Source organism: Streptomyces sp. NPDC005863 (genome assembly GCF_042871345.1).
In the GTDB taxonomy this organism is placed as follows: Bacteria; Actinomycetota; Actinomycetes; order Streptomycetales; family Streptomycetaceae; genus Streptomyces.
This window is the reverse complement of sequence record NZ_JBIAII010000012.1, coordinates 16,344-32,499: the sequence shown is the minus strand read 5'-3', so window position 1 is coordinate 32,499 and position 16,156 is coordinate 16,344. Positions and strand designations below refer to the sequence as shown.

Genomic DNA, 16,156 nt, shown 5'->3' with positions numbered 1-16,156 from the left:
ACGGAAGTGTGAAGGAGCAGGCCCCTCCTGTGGACGGAGCCGGGCACGGTCGACCCCGGTGTCGCGACCACTGCCGTTCACGGACGACGAGCAGGCCGGAGCAGGGTGCAGCCATGGAAGACCGTTCGATCAATCAGCCTGCGCTCTTGTCCGACGCCGAGCAGCTGCGCGACCAGGTGACCGAGTTGCGGGTGCAGTCGCGTGCGCGCGCGAGGGTCGCGCTGGCCGAGGGCATCCTGGTGGAGCGGTACCGTCTGGCCGACGCACAGGCCGCGTTCGCGCTGCTGCGCCAGGCGTCCCAGCGGGCCAACGTCAAGCTGCACCAGCTCGCCGCCGCGGTCGCCCGCACGCCGGGGCCGGCCCCGGGAGAGGAGACGTGGATCGTCAGACGGGCCCCGCTTCCGGCCCCCGACCTCGCCGTGCTCGGCGCGGGTCAGCTCGACGCGACGAACCAGGGCGAGGTCCTCGGCGCCGCGCTGCGCCGTGTGTTGTCCGTCACCGACACGGACATGGGGAACGTCCAGCTCGTCGAGGACGACATCCTGCGCATGGCGAAACACGCGGGTCTCCCCCGCCAGTTCACCGACTACTTCGCGTTCGTCGACGGGAACACCTCGTGCGCACGGGCGGCCGCCGCCAGCCACCAGGTCACCGTCAAGGAGGTGGCCTCGTCGGCCGGTTTCGACGACGACACCCGCCGGGTCATCCTCTCCTCCGGCAGCCGCGCCTGCCACAGCGTCCCGCTCGTGGACGACCAGAACACGGTCCGCGGCGTGATCTCCTCCCACCACGCCCGCCCCCTCGCCGGTTTCTCCCAGACCCAGCTGAGGGCACTGGACGGCACGAGCCGCGCGCTCGGCACCTGGATCAGGTGGCACCGGCAGACCGTGCTCGTCGACGCGCTGCAGGACCTGCACCGGCTCGCGCTCGCGTCCCGCGGGTAGCGACCGACGGGCGCACCGGGCCCACCGAGCTCACCGGACTTCGGACTCACCGGACTTCGGGCTCAGCCGGCTTCCGCGAAGGCGCCTCCCGCGGTGAAGGCCCGTTCCGCGAAACGCTCGCCCATGCGACGGTGCGCGGCCGCGTTCGGGTGGAGCTGGTCGGGCAGCGGCAGTTCGACGGAGTCCGCGGCGCCGTAGAGCTCGCGACCGTCGAGGTAGTACAGATTCGGGTCGTCGGCCGACCGCTGCTCGACGATCCTGGCCAGCTCGTCGCGGATCACGTTGAGCGTGAGCTTTCCGCTCGCCCGCTCCGCCGGGTCGCCCATGGCCTTGAACGTGAGCCTGCCCTCGCCGAAGTCGCTGAAGTCGGGCGCGCTCGGGCCGGGGGTGTCCTCGTGCATCGGGCACAGGATGGGCGAGATCACCAGGAGCGGGGCGTCGGGGTGTCCCTCGCGGATGGTGTCGAGGAAGCCGTGCATCGCCGGGGCGAAGGCGCGCAGCCGCATCACGTCGGCATTGACCACATTGATGCCCATCTTGACGCTGATCAGGTCGGCCGGGGTGTCCCGGAGCGTGCGCGCCGTGAACGGGTCGAGCAGGGCGCTGCCCGCCAGGCCCAGGTTGATCAGCTCCACCCCGCCCAGCGAGGCGGCGAGCGCGGGCCAGATGGTGGTGGGGCTCGCCGCGTCGGAGCCGTGGCTGATCGAACTGCCGTGGTGCAGCCAGACCTTGCGTCCCGGGTCCCGGGCCGGCTCGACGGGGGCGTCGGTGCGCAGGGCGATGAGTTCGGTGGTCTCGTTGTGCGGCAGCCAGATCTCGACGTCCTTGACGCCGTCCGGCAGCTCGGTGAAGCGGAGGGTGCAGGGCTGCCCCTCGGTGCGCTCGGTGGTGCCGGTGGTCAGGTCGATGGTCAGGACGTGGCCGCCGGTCGCGCTCAGCTGTCCGGCGGGGCGTCCGTCGACGAGCAGGTCGTAGCGGCCGTCGGGGCGCGGCGGGGCCCCCGTGTAGGAGCGCTTCGTGGGCAGTGTGTCGAGCTCGATGGTGGTGGCGCCGGTGCGGAACACCAGGCGTACGCCGGAAGGCTGGGACTCGGCCATGGCCAGCTGTCCGTCGGTGTTCTGCGCGCGGGCCCATGCGGGCAGCCGGTGCGGCAGTACGCCGTGCTCGGTGCGCTCGACGTCGAGGGCACCGCGCAGGAGGTCGGCGGTGACGGGTGTGGTGATCCATTGCTGATCGGTGTTCGCGGTGTTCATTGCGGTGTCCATTGCCTCAACCTGTTGATCAATGTGAAGGGGGTACGCACCGGACGCGGGCCGGCCCCGGGCGGCCGGTCACGCGGCGGGCCAGTTGCGGAGGAGGGCGTCGAGGGCGTCGATGACGCGGGTCCAGGTCTCCTGCGAGTCGGGGGCGCTGTGGCTGAACCCGCCACCCAGTTCCAGGCTCACGTAGCCGTGGAAGACGCTGCCGAGCAGGCGGACCGCGTGCGTCTGGTCCGGTTCCGTCAGGTCGTACCCGCGCAGGATCGCCCGGGTCATCTCCGCGTGCCTGCCGCCCGCACTGGCCGCGGCCGCCTCCGGGGTGAGCCGCAGCTGCGCCGCGGCGTACCGGCCGGGATGCTCGCGGGCGTAGTCGCGGTAGACGTTGGCCAGCGCGGCCAGGGCGTCCTTGCCGGCGCGCCCGGCCAGCGCCTCGCTCCCCCGGTCGGCGAGTTCCGCCAGGGCGAGCAGGGCGATGCCGGTCTTGAGGTCCTGGGAGTTCTTGACGTGCGAGTAGAGGCTCGCGACCTTGACGTCGAAGCGCCGGGCGAGCGCCGACACGGTCACCTGGTCGAAGCCGACCTCGTCGGCCAGCTCCGCCCCGGCCCGGACCAGCCGCTCCGTGGTCAGTCCTACGCGCGCCATGGGAACCTCCTCACTCGTTCTGCGTAACCGAGTATGCATTTGCCTAAAGCCTTTAGGCAAGAGGGTATCCGCTTTAGCTTGACGGGTTGTACGGCTTCCCTGCCCCGGCCCCGATCCGCTTCTCGAACCAGTGGTGGGCGTACGGCTCGTCGTTGAAGGCGGCCACCTCCTCGAAGCCGCAGGAGCGGTACAGGCCGATCGCGGCCGCCAGCGCCTTGTTGGTGTCGAGGCGCAGGAGATCGCGTCCGTGCCGGACGGCCAGCCCCTCCAGTTCGGTGAGGAAGCGGCGGCCGAGGCCCAGGCCGCGCGCCGCGGGCGCGACCCACATCCGCTTGATCTCCGCCGGGGAGTCGGCCGGCAGCTTGAGGCCGGCGCAGCCGAGCGCTTCGCCGTGTGCCCGGGCGACGAGGAAGAGTCCGCGCGGTGGCCGCAGGCTGCCCGCGTCGGGCAACAGGCTCTGCGCGGGGTCGAAGCCGGTGTCGAAGCGCTCCTGCAGTTCGGTGAAGTACGCCCGCAGGCAGTACCGGGCGTCGGGGTGGTCGGGGTCGACGGTGTCCAGCGTGACCGTCCCCGCGGTGAGAAGACGGTCGACCTCGGCCATGGCGGCGACGAGCCGGGTCCGCTGCGTCGCGTTGAGCGGCTCCAGGAGCGAGCCCGCGAGCTCGTCGCTGCGCTCGTCGAGCAGGGCGCGCTCGCGGCGGCCGACGTCGGTCAGCCGGACGGTGCGGACTCTGCGGTCCCCGGGGTGCGGCTCGACCACCACCAGCCCGTCGGCCTCCAGGGCCCGCAGCAACCGGCTGACGTAACCGGAGTCGAGCCCGAGGCGCTCGCGCAGCCCGCGGACGTCGGGTCCGTGCCCGTGCCCGTGACCATCGCCGTATTCGCAGCCATCTTCGGTGACCCGCTCGCCGATCTCCCACAGCAGCCGGGCCTCACCGATGGGGCGGTCGCGGCCGAGGTAGCGGTCGTGCAGCACCCCCACGCGCTCGGTGACGGTGCGGTTGAACCGCCGCACCTGCTCGATCTGCCCCCGCTGCCTCTGCACCTGTCCCGCACGTGGATCCATTCTCTGACCTTAGTCAGAGAATGGACCCGGGGCCGGTGAGCGGTCCCCGTGCGCCGTCAGGGCACGGTGATGTGGCCGGGCGCGGGCAGGCGCGGGGCCGTGGCGGGTTCGTGGATGTCCGCGAGCGCCATGAACAGCAGCGCCACGGCCAGGGCGCCGGGGTCCGGAACGCCGAGGGCGTGGTCACCGACATAGCTGGCGCGGCCTCGCCGGGGGCGCAGGGACGCGGTGGCCAGGGCGCCGCGGATGGCGGCCTGGGCGGCCTCGGTGAGCGGGGCCTCGGTCTCCGCGTCCCGGGACGCGGCCAGCGACTCGGCGGCGGGCGCGAGGGCGTCGACGAGCGTGCAGTCCCCCGGGACCGCGCCGCCCACCCGGTGGATGGCGGCGTGCCCCGCCGCGGCGGCCTCCGCGAGCGCGGCGACCGAAGGGGTCCCGCCCTCGGCGGGCGAGGCGGCGGCCAGATGCTGGAAGAAGAGCCCGAAGAGCGGGCCGCTGGTGCCGCCGACGTCGTTGAGGAACGCCTCGGCGAGGGCGGTCGTACCGTCGGCTCCCGTCTCGTCGGCCAGCTTCACCGCGCGCCGGACGCCGCCCGCGAGGTTGTCGCCGAAGTCGCCGTCGCCGACGAGCTGGTCGAGCTTGGTGAGGTTGTCGCGCACCTGCGTGACGGTGAGCGCGTACCGGTCGAGCAGCGCGCGGTCGCCGGCCTCGCCGCCCGTACGGGGCGTACGTACCGGGGAGTTCGTGGCCGTCGTCTGCGTGGCCGTCGGCGCGGCCGCCTCGGACCGGTCCGGGGTGCGGGAGGGGCGCGGCAGGACGAGCGGGGTGCGGGTGGGGGTCGTCCACAGCTCGGCCCATCCCTCTTCGAGGCGGGTGAGGGTGAGCGAGAAGCCGGCCATGTCCAGGGCCGCGGTGAAGGTGCCGGGGACGACCAGGACCGGCCGCAGGCCTCGGGCGGTGAGCTCGTCGCCGAGCAGGACGGCGATCGCGTTGAGCTCGAGCTCGGTGGTGGCGCCGAGGCCGTTGACGAGGGCGAGCACCTCGTCGGGGCCCTCCGGCAGGGCGTCCAGGAGATCGTCGGTCATGCGCCGGACGAGGTCGCCGGTGGCGGGGCGGGCGATGGTGCGGATGCCGCGCTCTCCGTGGATGCCGACGCCGTAGTCGAGGGTGTCCTGGTCGAGCGCGAAGGCGGGGGCCAGGGTGGTGGGCGAGGTCTGGGCGCGGGCGGCGACGGCGATGCTGCGGGACCGCTCCACGACGCGCCGGCCCAGGTCGGCGAGGTCCTCCAGGGTGGCGCCCCGGTCGGCGGCGGCGCCGAGGAGCTTCTCGACGACGACGGTGGCGGCGGTGCCCCGGCGACCGGTGGCGCTGTCCGCGCTGTCGGTGGCCAGGTCGTCCTCGACCAGGACCGTGGCGACCGGGATGCCGTCGTGGCGCAGCCGCTCCGCCGCGATCTGGAAGTTGATGACGTCGCCGGTGTAGTTCTTCACGATGTGCAGGACGCCGTCGCGCTTGGCGGCCGCGGCGCTCGCCTCGTAGATCTGGCGGTTGTGCGGGGAGGCGAAGATCTCGCCGGGACAGACCGCGTCCAGGCCGCCGCGTCCCAGGAGCCCGGTGTGCAGGGGCTCGTGCCCGGAGCCGCCGCCCGAGACGAGGGCGACCGTGCGGGCGGGGTCGGCGTCGCGGGCCCGCAGGTAGAGGGGGCTGCTGTTCACCTCGATCAGTCCGGCGTGCGCCTGGGCCAGCCCTCGGGCGGCGGTCAGCACGGCGTCGTTCTCCGGCAGGAAGTGGCTCATCGGGATCTCCGGGGTGTGCGGCGGACGAGGTGGTGGCGGTGGTCGAGGCGGCTTCTTTACGGGGGCGGCAAGCGGGACTCAAGAGTTTTCAAGGTCGATACCCAGCACCCGGAGTTTCCTCCCGGCCGGGCACCCGGCACGCGAGAGTGCCGACCCCGTCGGCAAGGCCGGGCGGCGGTGGACCCGGCGCTCACCATGGCCGCCCGTCCCGGCCGAAGGTCGGCACCCCGCCGTACCGGCACTCCCGCGTTCCGGTCCACCACCCCGTGTGCGAGGCTGACACCGTGCCCCGGCTCGGGCGGTGATCCGCGAAGGGCGCGCGAACCCTTCGTACGACAGCCCCTTCTTTGCGAGGTCTTTACAGGTGCCGGACGCGCGACGCGAGGATCTGGGACGGATGCTGCGCTCCTGGCGGATGGCGCGGGACCCGGGGTCGCTGCCCGGCCCCGTACCGTTCCGCGGCCACCGCAGCTATCTCACCCAGCTCGACATGGCGCTGCTCCTCGGCGTCTCCGAACGCTGGTACCGCGCCCTGGAGCGAGGCGAGGACCGCGGGTACGCGCGGGAGATGATCGCCGGCATCGCCCGCATCCTGGACCTCACCCCGCGCCAGGCGGCCACGCTCCACCGCGGCACCGGCCACGAGCCGCCGAGCGAGAGGACCGAGGCGGTCCGGCCCGACGCCGCGATGCTGGATCTGCTGCACGGGCTGCGCCGGGTGAGCTGGATCTGCGACCAGGCCTGGGACGTGCTCGCCGTCAACGCCGTCGCGGCGCGGCACTGCCCGTGGCTGGCGCGCGCGGATGCGAACGTCATGACCTGGGCGTTCTCCCCGGAGGCCCGGTACCAGCTGCGCGACTGGGACACGCGGTGGGCCGTGCCGCTCCTCGCCCGGCTGCGCCTCGCCTGGCAGCGCAGGCCGGACGACGAGCGGCTCGACGAGGTGGTGCGGACGGTGCGGCGCGCGCCGGGCGTCGCCGAGCTCTGGGACCGCACCGCCGACGACCGCGAGGCCGCGGACGACGGCCCGCACCCCATGTACTTCCCGCTGGTCGCGCCCGACCCGGTCGACGTGCGCGTCACGACGTACGGCCGCTACGACGACGCGGCGCTGCGCTGGCTGGTCCTGACCCCGGCGGACCCGGCCATCACGTTCCCCTGACGTCGGGATCCGGCCGGTCCACGTGGTGTGGAGAGGTCCCGTGTCACAAGCTCTTGGGCCGCTTTTCCCGGGCCGTCACCCACGCGGCGAAGTCCTCGACGCCGCCGATGAGCGCCTCGAACCGGAATGAATGGAAGAGGTCGAAGGCGTGGTGGGCACCCGGTAGTTCGACGTACACGACCGGCGAGGCGGAGACCGATTGCAGAGCGGTGACAAGAGCCCTGGGGTTCTCCGTGTCCACCAGCTCGTCCAGGTCCCCGTGCGCGATGAGGAAGGGTGGTGCGTCCGTCCGGACGAGGTTCACCGGCGAGGTCGCCGGGTCGCCGTCGAAGTACTCCGCGAGAAAACCGTTGAGTACGACGGCGGCGGTCACGGAGGTGTCCGCCTCCTCGAACCCGGGCTGGTAGGCCGGTTCATTGGGGGTGAGTGCCGCCTGAGCCGCCATGTGCCCGCCCGCGGAGCTCCCCGCCACGAACACGGCCGCCGCAGGCGCCGCGCCGTACTCCGCCGCGTGTTCGCGCGCCCAGGAGATGACCTTCTTCGCGTCGATCAGATGGGCGGGATGCGGGAAGTCGGGGCGCAGCCGGTAATTGGCGCTGATGCAGACCCAGCCCTGGCTGGCGAGCCGGTAGAGCAGGGGCAGCGACTGCGTGTCCTTCCGACCCTGGTCGTAGTGGCCCCCATGAAAGTGGATCAGTACGGAGCCGCCCTCGGGGCGCGAGCGGTGGTGGTAGACGTCGAGGAGGTTGCGACGGCCTGCGTCCCCGTAGCTGAGGTTCCTCACCCGCTTGACGTCACGGCGACGGCGGAAGACGGGCCGGAGCAGGATGCGTGCCAGCGGCGGCCGGCGGTGCGTCGCCGTCCCGACGCCGAGCGCGTCATCCAAGGCGACACGCACCACGGGCGCCGCCCGCATTCCGCGCAGGGTGACCACCACAAGTCCGGCAGCCGCGGCCCCTGCCACCCCGACGTTCACCCGGTCCGAGGTCGTGGTGATGTCGCCCTCGGAGAAGGCCAGTGCCGTCGAGGCCACCAACGCGTAGAGCGCGACGTGCGGGATCTCGTTGAAGACCAGGCCGAGCCGGTAGCTGACGTAGAAGAGCGGTTTCGGCCCGCGTATGTGAACCAGACAGAACACCACGATCAGCACGGCCAACACCACCGTCAACAGGTAGCCCACAGCCACCACATCACCCCGTTCGACACTCGACCTGACAAATTGCTTCTGTGGTACCACGGTTGGAATGACGTGGGCACGGCGACGACGCAGCCGACCCCATCTCCTTCCGGGTTCAGGGCAGAAGGTCGATCGGACGAGCCGGGCGCGCGGTCGGTGCCGGTGCCGGAGCGGGTGCCGGAGCCGGGACCACAGCCGGTGCCGCCAGGCGGAAGCCGACGCCGATCGCTTCGAGGTTCTGCTCGTACGCGCCGTGCCGGCGGGCGCAGCGGGCCAGGTCCCGGTCGTGGCGGTAGGCGCCACCCCGGGTGACGTGGCGGTCGAACGCCCAGTCCTCGGTGAGCGGCACCTCGGCGGGCGCGCCGGGGTAGGGAGCGTAAAGCGTGGAGGTCCACTCGTCGGCGTTGCCCGCCATGTCCAGCACACCGAACGGACTGGCCCCCTCGGGGAACGAACCGACGGGCGTCGTCGTACCGATGCCGAGGTCCGCGAGGTTGGCCAGTCCGGTGCGGTATGCGTCGCCCCACGGGAACTCCCGGCCGTCGTCGCCCCGTGCGGCGCGCTCCCACTCGTCCTCCGTGGGCAGCCGCACGTCGATGCCGAGCCGTTCACCGAGCCACCGGCAGTACGCGTTCGCCGCCTCCCAGGTCACCCCGACGACCGGATGCACCCCCGGCCCCCGGGGCGCCGGCCGGTCGGTGGCCGCCGCGAACCGGGCCCACTGGGCGACCGTGACCTGCGTACGGGCGATCCGGAAGGCCGGTACGTGGACCTCCGCGCGCGGCGCCTCCTTCAGGTACCACTCCGCCGGCACGCCGGTATCCGCGTAGCGGCGGGCCACCGCGGCCAACTCCTCGGCCGGCGTTCCCCGGAGCAACGTCCCGGCCGGGACCTCGACCCAGTCGACCCAGTCCACCTGCTCCAACTGGTCGGCCTGGTCCATCCGTTCCACTTGACCCACCCGCTCCTCCGGTACCGCACGTCCGCCTTGATGATCACTTCGATGATCAGTTCCGGCGATGCGGGCGGCATCGGCCGAAGGGACCGTCCCGGCAGGGACGTTGGGACCAGGACCGGCCCCGGGGTCCCGTCGCTACCCCAGCCGCCACCCCGCGCAGGTGACGACCTCGAAGCCCCGGCTCGGGAACACGGCGTCCATGAAGAAGTCGTGCATCGACGGGTCGCCGTCGGCGCAACCGTCGCGCAGCACCGTCACGTTGTAGCCGCGGTCCGCCGCGTCGTAACACGTGGCCGCCACCATGGCGCTGGTCGCGACGCCGGCGACGGCGAGGGTGGTGAAGCCGCGGGCGCGGAGCACGAGGTCGAGGTCCGTGCCGGCGAACGCGCTGGCGCGGCGCTTCAGTACGACGACGTCCTCGTCGGCGACCGGCAGCGCGAGCTCCGTACCGGCCGACCCCTCGTGGAAACCGTCACCCGCTTCGAAGAAGGTCCTGAGCAGGGCGTTGTCCGGGGGCACGTCGGCCCCGTTGCCCCGGAAGGCGAAGTGCACGAACACCACGAGGGCGCCGGACTCGCGGGCGCGCGGCAGCAGTTGGGTGAGCGGTGACACGACGGGCTTGGTGAACGGGTAGTTGTCGGTGATGCCTCGCTGGATGTCGCCGATGATCAATGCGGTGGTCATGGGCGGTCACTATAGGGCGGCGCCTGTGTCAAATCGTCGTCGCTGGACGGCAGTTCGGGCCGTGCAAGCTCAGGTGCGCGCTTGGCGACGCGCGCGCAGCACCAAGAGCACGACGGCGACCACGGCGGCCGCCCCCGCGTACCCGATGACCATGTCCTTCTCGACCGGCGACTCGGCGATGTGGGCGTCGCCGCGCCGCGACACCCAGACGCGTTCGCCGGTGATGTCGCTCGTGCCCTCCCCCTCCTCGTCCCAGACGCCGTCCTCCGGGACGCCCTGGATGGCGCCGCGCACCGTGCGGCCCCGCGGGTCCTTCCACACGAAGTGGTCGAGGTCGTCGCCGTCGGTGACCGTCGCCCAGTACCCGGACACGTACATGTGCGTGGCGACGAGGGCGTGCCGCAGCGGCATGACGAAGGCCGTCACCGCCACCAGCCACCACACGGCCGCCACCACCGCGCCGCGTACCCCACGACGCCCGTTCCGTCCGCCCCGCCCACGCCGCCCGTCGCTCACACCGGCCCCCCGCCGCCCGGATCCCCCGCCCGGCCGCCACCCTACGGCGGCGCCGTCAGCCCGGCAGGCCCGCGAGCCACTCGGTCAGGAGCCGGTTGACCTCCTCGGGGCGTTCCTGCTGGACCCAGTGGCCGCAGCCGTCCAGGACGTGCGAGGAGCGCAGGCCCGGCAGGGTGTCCGGGAAGGCCTCGATCGCGTCGGCGAGCCAGGTCGTGGAGGCGTCCAGGGCGCCGCCGACGAACAGCGACGGCTGAGTGACCGGGGCGCCCGCATAACCAGGGGTGAGGTCCGCCCAGTCGCGGTCCATGGCGCGGTAGCGGTTGAGCGCGCCAGTCAGGCCGGTCCGCTCGAACGCCCCGGCGTAGACGTCGAGATCGCGCTCGTCGAGCCAGCCGGGCAGCCGGCCCACGGGGAACCGGTCGCGCAGTCGGCCGCCTCGGCGCACGAAGTGCGGGTCCGGCGCGCCCGGTTCGGGCATGGTGTCCGCGGAGAGCGCGGCGTAGAAGCCGGCCAGCCAGCCCCGGACGTCGGGCTCGATCTCGGCCTCCGCGCGCCCCGGCTCCTGGAAGTACGAGACGTAGAACTCCTCTTCGCCGCCCATCCCCGCGAACACCTCCCCGGGGCGCGGGCCGCCCGGCGGCGTGTACGGGACGCTCAACAGGCCGACCGCGCGGAAGACGTCCGGCCGTACGAGGGCGGAGTGCGCGGCGATGGTCGCGCCCCAGTCGTGCCCGACGATCACCGCGTTCTCGGCGCCCAGCGCGCGCACCACGGCGACGTTGTCCTCGACGAGGTCGAGCATCCGGTACGCGTCCGTCCCCGCGGGCCGCGACGACCTGCCGTAACCGCGTACGTCGACGGCGACCGCGCGGTACCCCGCCGCCGCGAGCACCGGCAGCTGGTGGCGCCAGGAGTACCAGGACTCGGGGAATCCGTGGACCAGGAGGACGAGTGGCCCCGCGCCCTGCTCCACCAGATGGGTGCGGCCCGCGGGTGAGTCGACGAGGCGGTGCATGAAGATGAACCCTCCTGTGGTTCCGGCGAACGGCTCCGGCGAGCGGCCACGGTCCGACCGCCGGCCGGGCACCCGCTCCGGCCACGATCATCCGGCGCGCGCACGCGAGGAGGCGACGTTCGTTGCCGATCCGGCAAACACCGCACGCCTCACCCCGAAGCCTCCGCCTCACGGAACGATCGAGTCCACGTATCCGCCGTCGACCCGCACCGCCCCGCCCGTCGTGGCCGACGCCAGCGGTGAGCTGAGGTAGACGACCATGTTCGCGATCTCCTCGGGCTCGATGAGTCGCTGGATCAGGGACTGGGGGCGGTGCTTGGTCATGAACTCCCGCTGCGCCTCCTCCCAGGGCAGCGCGCGGTCGACCAGTTCGTAGACGAAGTCCTCCACGCCTCCGGTGTGCGTCGGGCCAGCGATCACCGAGTTGACGGTCACGCCCGTGCCCGCCGCCTCCTTCGCGAAGCCCCGCGCGACGGCGAGCAGCGCGGTCTTCGACATGCCGTAGTGGATCATCTCGGCGGGCGTGACGAGCGCCGAGTCGCTGGCGATGTTCTGGATCCGTCCCCAGGAGCGGTCCTTCATGCCGGGCAGGTAGTGGCGGATCATGCGCACCGCGGTCAGGACGTTGACCTCGAAGTAGCGCCGCCACTCGTCGTCGGTGATGTCGAGGGCGGGTTCCGCGCCGAAGACACCGAGGTTGTTGACCAGGATGTCGGCCCGCGGCACGGCGTCGAAGACCTGCGCCGCTCCCTCGTCGGTCGCGATGTCCCCGGGCGCCGCGAGGAACTCGGCTCCGCCGCACTCGTTCCCCAGCCGGTCCACGGCGGCGTCCACGGAGTCGCGGGACCGCCCGTTGACCGCCACCCGGGCGCCGGCCCCGGCCAGGCCGACGGCGATCGCCGCGCCGATGCCCTGGGTCGATCCCGTGACGAGCGCGGTCTTGCCGGAAAGGTCGACGAGCACGGTGCTTACCTCCTGCTGTGTGGGCGACGTGTGACCCCTCTGGGGTCTCTCCTCCCCCTGTTGCCTGCCGCCCCCATCCTTACCCCTTCCCCCGCCGCAACGCGTCGACGAGCACGCGCACGTGCCCGTGCGGCAGGTCCTTCGTCGCCGTGAGCAGGGTCAGCCGGCCCTTGCGCGCCAGGGTCCGCAGCCGGTCGAGTTCCGCGGCCCGGTCCGCGTCGGTGAGTTCGTGGCGGTAGCGCTCGGCGAACTCCTCGTACCGTTCGGGCTCGTGGCCGTACCAGCGCCGCAGCTCGTTGGACGGGGCCAGTTCCTTGTCCCACGCGTCGAGCCGCGCCCGCTCCTTGGAGAGCCCTCGCGGCCACAGCCGGTCGACCAGGACGCGGGTGCCGTCGTCGGGCGACGCCTCGTCGTAGACGCGCTTGACCTGTACGTCGGGGGATCGACTCGGCGTCATCCTCTGCTCTCCGTTTCTCCGTCCGGCGGGGGTCATCCCCAGGCTGCGGGTGGTGCCGCGCCGCTGCCAACGGCCGTACCCGTTCGGGCGAGCATCACGGGCCGCCGCCGGGCCGTCCTGATCAAGTGAGGCCATGACGGGACGCATCGGCAGCATCGACCGGCGGTGGTTCGAACGGGTGGCGTCGGCGCGGCTGCCGGGCGCCGAGCAGTTGCTGCCGCCACTGAGTTCTGCGGCCGACCACGGGCGGCTCTGGCTCGGGACGGCGGGGGCCATCGCGGCGCTCGGCGGCCCCGCGGCCCGGCGCGCCGCGCGGCGCGGGACGGGCGCCCTCGCGCTGGCCTCGCTGACCACGAACGTCCTGGCCAAGTACGCCGTGCGGCGGCACCGGCCCGGCCTGGACACGGTCCCCGTGGTGCGGCGCCTGGCCAAGGATCCATGGACGTCGTCGTTCCCGTCCGGCCACTCCGCGTCGGCCGCCGCCTTCGCCGTCGGGGTGGCCCTGGAGGCGCCCCGGTACGGCGTGCTGGTCGCGCCGCTCGCCGCCGCCGTGGCCTTCTCCCGGGTGTACGTGGGTGTCCACTACCCCGGCGACGTGCTCGCTGGGTGCGCGCTCGGCGCGGCCGCCGCCGCGGTCACCTGCTACTGGTGGCCGCCGCGCCCCTCGCCCGCCCGGCTCCGCCGGACCAGGGTGACGGCGCCCGCGCTGCCGGACGGCGAAGGCCTGGTGGTGGTCCTCAACTCCGGTGCCGGCAAGGGCGTTCCGGGGCGGCTGCCCGCGCGCGAGCACCTGGAGCTGCTGCTGCCGCAGGCCGAGATCCTGGCCCGCGAACCGGGGGACGACCTCGACGCCGTCCTGGACCGGGCCGTGGCGCGGGCGACCGCGTCGGGCGGCGTGCTCGGGGTCTGTGGCGGTGACGGCACGGTGAACGCGACCGCCCGCCGCGCGGCGTCGGCCGGGCTGCCGCTCGCGGTGTTCCCCGGCGGCACCCTCAACCACTTCGCCCTGGACGCCGGCACGCCCACCTTCGAGGACACCGCGCACGCCGTGCAACGCGGCGAGGCCGTCCGCGTCGACCTGGGCCGGGTGCGGGACGGCGACGGCGCGGAGGTCACCGGCTTCGTCAACACCTTCAGCATCGGGCTCTACCCGGACCTGGTGCACAAGCGCGAGAAGCTGGAGGGGCGCATCGGCAAGTGGCCCGCGGCGGCCGTGTCGTTCGTGGAGGTGCTGCGGACGGCGACGCCGCTGCGGGTCAGGATCGACGGTCGCGACCGCGTCCTGTGGCTGCTCTTCGCGGGCAACGGCCGGTACGTGCCGGACGGTCTCGCGCCCGCGCACCGGCCGCGCATGGACGACGGGCTCCTCGACGTCCGTACGGTCGACGCGGAGGCGACGCTGGCCCGTACCCGCGTCGCCCTCTCCGCGTTGGGCGGCGCGCTGCGGCGCTCCCGGGTCTTCCGGGCCGAGCGGGTCGAGGAGGTGCGGCTCGGCGGCCTGGAGGACGTGGCGTCCCTCGCGTACGACGGGGAGACCGCACCGGCGCCGGACGCCCTGGTCCTCGACAAGCGGAACGCCGCGCTGACGGTCTACAGCCCCGCGGCGCCGCTGGACGAGATCGCGCAGCGGGCCCGCACCCTGACCCTGTCGGCGAACCGCGGGTCGCGCGGCGCGCACGCCTGACGGCAGGGCGTGGCCGTGAACTCCGCCCCGAGCCGGCTCCGCGTCCGCGCCGTGAACTCATCGACGCGTGCGGAGAACGGCACGTCCGGCTCGTGGCAGTGTCAGCGTCGCACCGGCACCGGCCAGTAGCCCTGCCGCGGCGAGCAGCACGCTCCAGCGCATTCCCGCAAGGAACGTGTGCGCGCCGGCCAGCAGCGCTCCGAAGGCGGCCACGGCAATGGCCCCGCCCACCTGGCGTGCGGTGTTGAGTACGGCCCCGGCGGTGCCCGCGCGGTCGGCGGGTACGGCGTCGAGGAGCATCGCGGTCAGTGCGGGTACCGCGAGTGCGCCGCCGAGGCCGACCGGCACCATCAGCGCCGCCACGTTCCACACGGGGGTGTGCGTGCCCACGGTGAGCAGGGACAGCAGGCCCGCAGCGCCGACGAGTTGCCCGACGATCATCGGGACGCGTGGACCGTACCGGGCGGCGAGGCGTGCGGAGGCCAGGTTCACCACGGCGACCAGGGCCGTCATCGGGATGAACATCAGACCCGCGTACAGCGCCGTATGGCCGCGTTCCTGCTGGAGATAGAGGCTGAAGTCGAACACCCCTCCGTAGTAGGCGGCATTGAGCATGAAGCCCACCACCAACGACACCGCCACCACGCGCGTCCGGAACAGGGGCAGCGGCAGCATCGGGTGGGTGCCCCGTGCCTGCGCCACGACGAAACCCACGGCCGCGGCCACGGCCACGGCAAGGGAGGCGACCACCCCCGGATGTCCGAAGCCCTCGGCTCCTCCCTCGATCACCCCGTACGTGAGCCCGCCCATGGCCAGGACCGCGGTCACCTGTCCGGGCCAGTCGAGTCGCGCCGGCAGCCGCCGGGAGGCGGGGACACGGGCCAGGAGGGCCAGCGCCAGCAGGGCGGCCGGCAGGTTGACGTAGAAGATCCACCGCCAGCCGGCCCACGCGGTGAGCGTCCCGCCCACCACCGGCCCGGCGGCAACGGCGACCGCGCCGCCGACCGTCCAGAGCGCGATCGCGCGCGCTCGTTCGGCCTGCTCGGGGAAGCCCTGCCGGACCAGAGCCAGCGAGGCCGGCATCATCACCGCGGCCGCCGCACCCTGCACCAGCCGGGCCGCGACGAGCACCGCGAGTCCGGGCGCCAGCCCGCACGCGGCCGAGGCCACCGCGAAGAGCATCAGACCGCCGCCGAAAGCCCGCTTCGCGCCGACGCGGTCGGACAGCGCGCCCGCGGAGAGCATCAGGGCGGCGAACATCAGTGTGTAGCCGTCCACCACCCACTGCAGGCCGGACATGCCCGTACCGAGGCTGCGCCCGATATCGGGCAGGGCGACCGTGACGATCAGGGCGTCCAGGGAGATGAGGAAGAAGCCCAGCAGGGCGGCGCCCAGCACGGCGCGGGGCGCGCCGCGCGGTGTGACCGGCGGTGACGCGATGCCGTTCGCCGTGGGGTCGGCCGTCATCGGCAGGCCGGCGTGAGGAAGTCGGCCGCGTCGCGCAGGGCCGCATCGGCGTCGGGCAGGTGAAGATGACCGGCGAGCCTGCCCTTGGGGCCGACGACGTTCACCTGTTCACGTATGGGCACGTGCAACTCCTCAGGAAGGGGGGGAGGATGACGCCCCCTACGCTCGCAGCTGGCCCCCTGCGGAACAACGCCGAATAGGTAAAAGGATGTTGAGCGGGGCTGGACCTGAGGGACGGAGGCGAGGGGGCCTGCTCCGCGGCGGTCCGGAACGAGTCGAGCCGCCCCTGCCCGCCGCCACGAGCAGGAGCACGCCCTGCCGGCCGCCCGCGGGCGGCCCGGGGCCTTGCGCCCGAGGCGCGCCGTTCCG

General features: G+C 73.3%; 16 protein-coding genes. 3 read left to right on the top strand and 13 right to left on the bottom strand.

Features of this window, described 5'->3' with window-relative positions:
• Positions 1-113 precede the first annotated feature (113 nt).
• Positions 114-944 (top strand): ANTAR domain-containing protein, encoded by an 831-nt coding sequence (locus tag ACFYO9_RS32005; RefSeq protein WP_358775406.1) that lies wholly within the window; start codon positions 114-116, stop codon positions 942-944.
• 62 nt (positions 945-1,006) lie between these two features.
• Here the strand turns inward: ACFYO9_RS32005 and ACFYO9_RS32000 are convergent, their stop codons facing one another.
• The 4 genes from ACFYO9_RS32000 to ACFYO9_RS31985 all read right to left on the bottom strand — a co-directional run bounded on the left by ACFYO9_RS32000 (position 1,007) and on the right by ACFYO9_RS31985 (position 5,704).
• On the bottom strand, positions 1,007-2,209 hold the full coding sequence (locus ACFYO9_RS32000) for a GDSL-type esterase/lipase family protein (RefSeq protein ID WP_358775404.1): 1,203 nt from the start codon (positions 2,207-2,209) through the stop codon (positions 1,007-1,009).
• Positions 2,210-2,275: 66 nt separating this feature from the next.
• Positions 2,276-2,845: a WHG domain-containing protein gene (locus ACFYO9_RS31995; protein ID WP_355813102.1), complete on the bottom strand. Its 570-nt coding sequence runs from the start codon at positions 2,843-2,845 to the stop codon at positions 2,276-2,278.
• Between the two features lie 73 nt (positions 2,846-2,918).
• Positions 2,919-3,911, bottom strand: coding sequence for a helix-turn-helix domain-containing GNAT family N-acetyltransferase (locus tag ACFYO9_RS31990; protein ID WP_355813105.1), 993 nt, complete (start codon positions 3,909-3,911; stop codon positions 2,919-2,921).
• 56 nt (positions 3,912-3,967) lie between these two features.
• A complete protein-coding gene (locus tag ACFYO9_RS31985; RefSeq protein ID WP_358775402.1) occupies positions 3,968-5,704 on the bottom strand; it encodes a dihydroxyacetone kinase family protein in 1,737 nt (578 codons plus the stop codon).
• 364 nt (positions 5,705-6,068) lie between these two features.
• On the opposite strand from ACFYO9_RS31985, the gene ACFYO9_RS31980 reads away from it, so the two are divergent.
• A complete protein-coding gene (locus ACFYO9_RS31980; RefSeq protein ID WP_358775400.1) occupies positions 6,069-6,866 on the top strand; it encodes a hypothetical protein in 798 nt (265 codons plus the stop codon).
• Between the two features lie 43 nt (positions 6,867-6,909).
• On the opposite strand, the gene ACFYO9_RS31975 is transcribed toward ACFYO9_RS31980, so the two are convergent.
• The 7 genes from ACFYO9_RS31975 to ACFYO9_RS31945 all read right to left on the bottom strand — a co-directional run bounded on the left by ACFYO9_RS31975 (position 6,910) and on the right by ACFYO9_RS31945 (position 12,636).
• Positions 6,910-8,052, bottom strand: coding sequence for an alpha/beta hydrolase (locus tag ACFYO9_RS31975; RefSeq protein ID WP_358775398.1), 1,143 nt, complete (start codon positions 8,050-8,052; stop codon positions 6,910-6,912).
• 106 nt (positions 8,053-8,158) lie between these two features.
• Positions 8,159-8,986 carry a formylglycine-generating enzyme family protein gene (locus ACFYO9_RS31970; protein ID WP_358775653.1) on the bottom strand — a complete coding sequence of 276 codons (828 nt, stop codon included), beginning with the start codon at positions 8,984-8,986 and terminating at the stop codon, positions 8,159-8,161.
• Positions 8,987-9,136: 150 nt separating this feature from the next.
• Positions 9,137-9,685 carry a cysteine hydrolase gene (locus ACFYO9_RS31965; protein ID WP_358775396.1) on the bottom strand — a complete coding sequence of 183 codons (549 nt, stop codon included), beginning with the start codon at positions 9,683-9,685 and terminating at the stop codon, positions 9,137-9,139.
• A gap of 69 nt (positions 9,686-9,754) precedes the next feature.
• The gene (locus ACFYO9_RS31960; RefSeq protein WP_358775394.1) at positions 9,755-10,141 is read right to left on the bottom strand and encodes a hypothetical protein; all 387 of its coding nucleotides are present in this window, start codon (positions 10,139-10,141) and stop codon (positions 9,755-9,757) included.
• Between the two features lie 115 nt (positions 10,142-10,256).
• On the bottom strand, positions 10,257-11,216 hold the full coding sequence (locus tag ACFYO9_RS31955; protein ID WP_358775392.1) for an alpha/beta hydrolase: 960 nt from the start codon (positions 11,214-11,216) through the stop codon (positions 10,257-10,259).
• A 168-nt stretch (positions 11,217-11,384) separates the two neighbouring features.
• Positions 11,385-12,179 (bottom strand): SDR family oxidoreductase, encoded by a 795-nt coding sequence (locus ACFYO9_RS31950; RefSeq protein ID WP_358775390.1) that lies wholly within the window; start codon positions 12,177-12,179, stop codon positions 11,385-11,387.
• Between the two features lie 79 nt (positions 12,180-12,258).
• A complete protein-coding gene (locus tag ACFYO9_RS31945) occupies positions 12,259-12,636 on the bottom strand; it encodes a DUF488 family protein (RefSeq protein ID WP_358775388.1) in 378 nt (125 codons plus the stop codon).
• A gap of 133 nt (positions 12,637-12,769) precedes the next feature.
• Here ACFYO9_RS31945 and ACFYO9_RS31940 point away from each other — a divergent pair, with 133 nt between their 5' ends.
• Positions 12,770-14,320 carry a phosphatase PAP2 family protein gene (locus ACFYO9_RS31940; protein WP_358775386.1) on the top strand — a complete coding sequence of 517 codons (1,551 nt, stop codon included), beginning with the start codon at positions 12,770-12,772 and terminating at the stop codon, positions 14,318-14,320.
• 57 nt (positions 14,321-14,377) lie between these two features.
• Here the strand turns inward: ACFYO9_RS31940 and ACFYO9_RS31935 are convergent, their stop codons facing one another.
• Together ACFYO9_RS31935 and ACFYO9_RS31930 are read right to left on the bottom strand one after the other, a co-directional pair.
• Positions 14,378-15,787 carry an MFS transporter gene (locus ACFYO9_RS31935; protein WP_355813131.1) on the bottom strand — a complete coding sequence of 470 codons (1,410 nt, stop codon included), beginning with the start codon at positions 15,785-15,787 and terminating at the stop codon, positions 14,378-14,380.
• Entirely contained in the window at positions 15,784-15,909 is a 126-nt protein-coding gene (locus tag ACFYO9_RS31930) for a hypothetical protein (RefSeq protein WP_355813133.1), read from the bottom strand. The genes ACFYO9_RS31935 and ACFYO9_RS31930 overlap by 4 nt, the downstream gene beginning before the upstream one ends.
• Between the last annotated feature and the right edge of the window lie 247 nt (positions 15,910-16,156).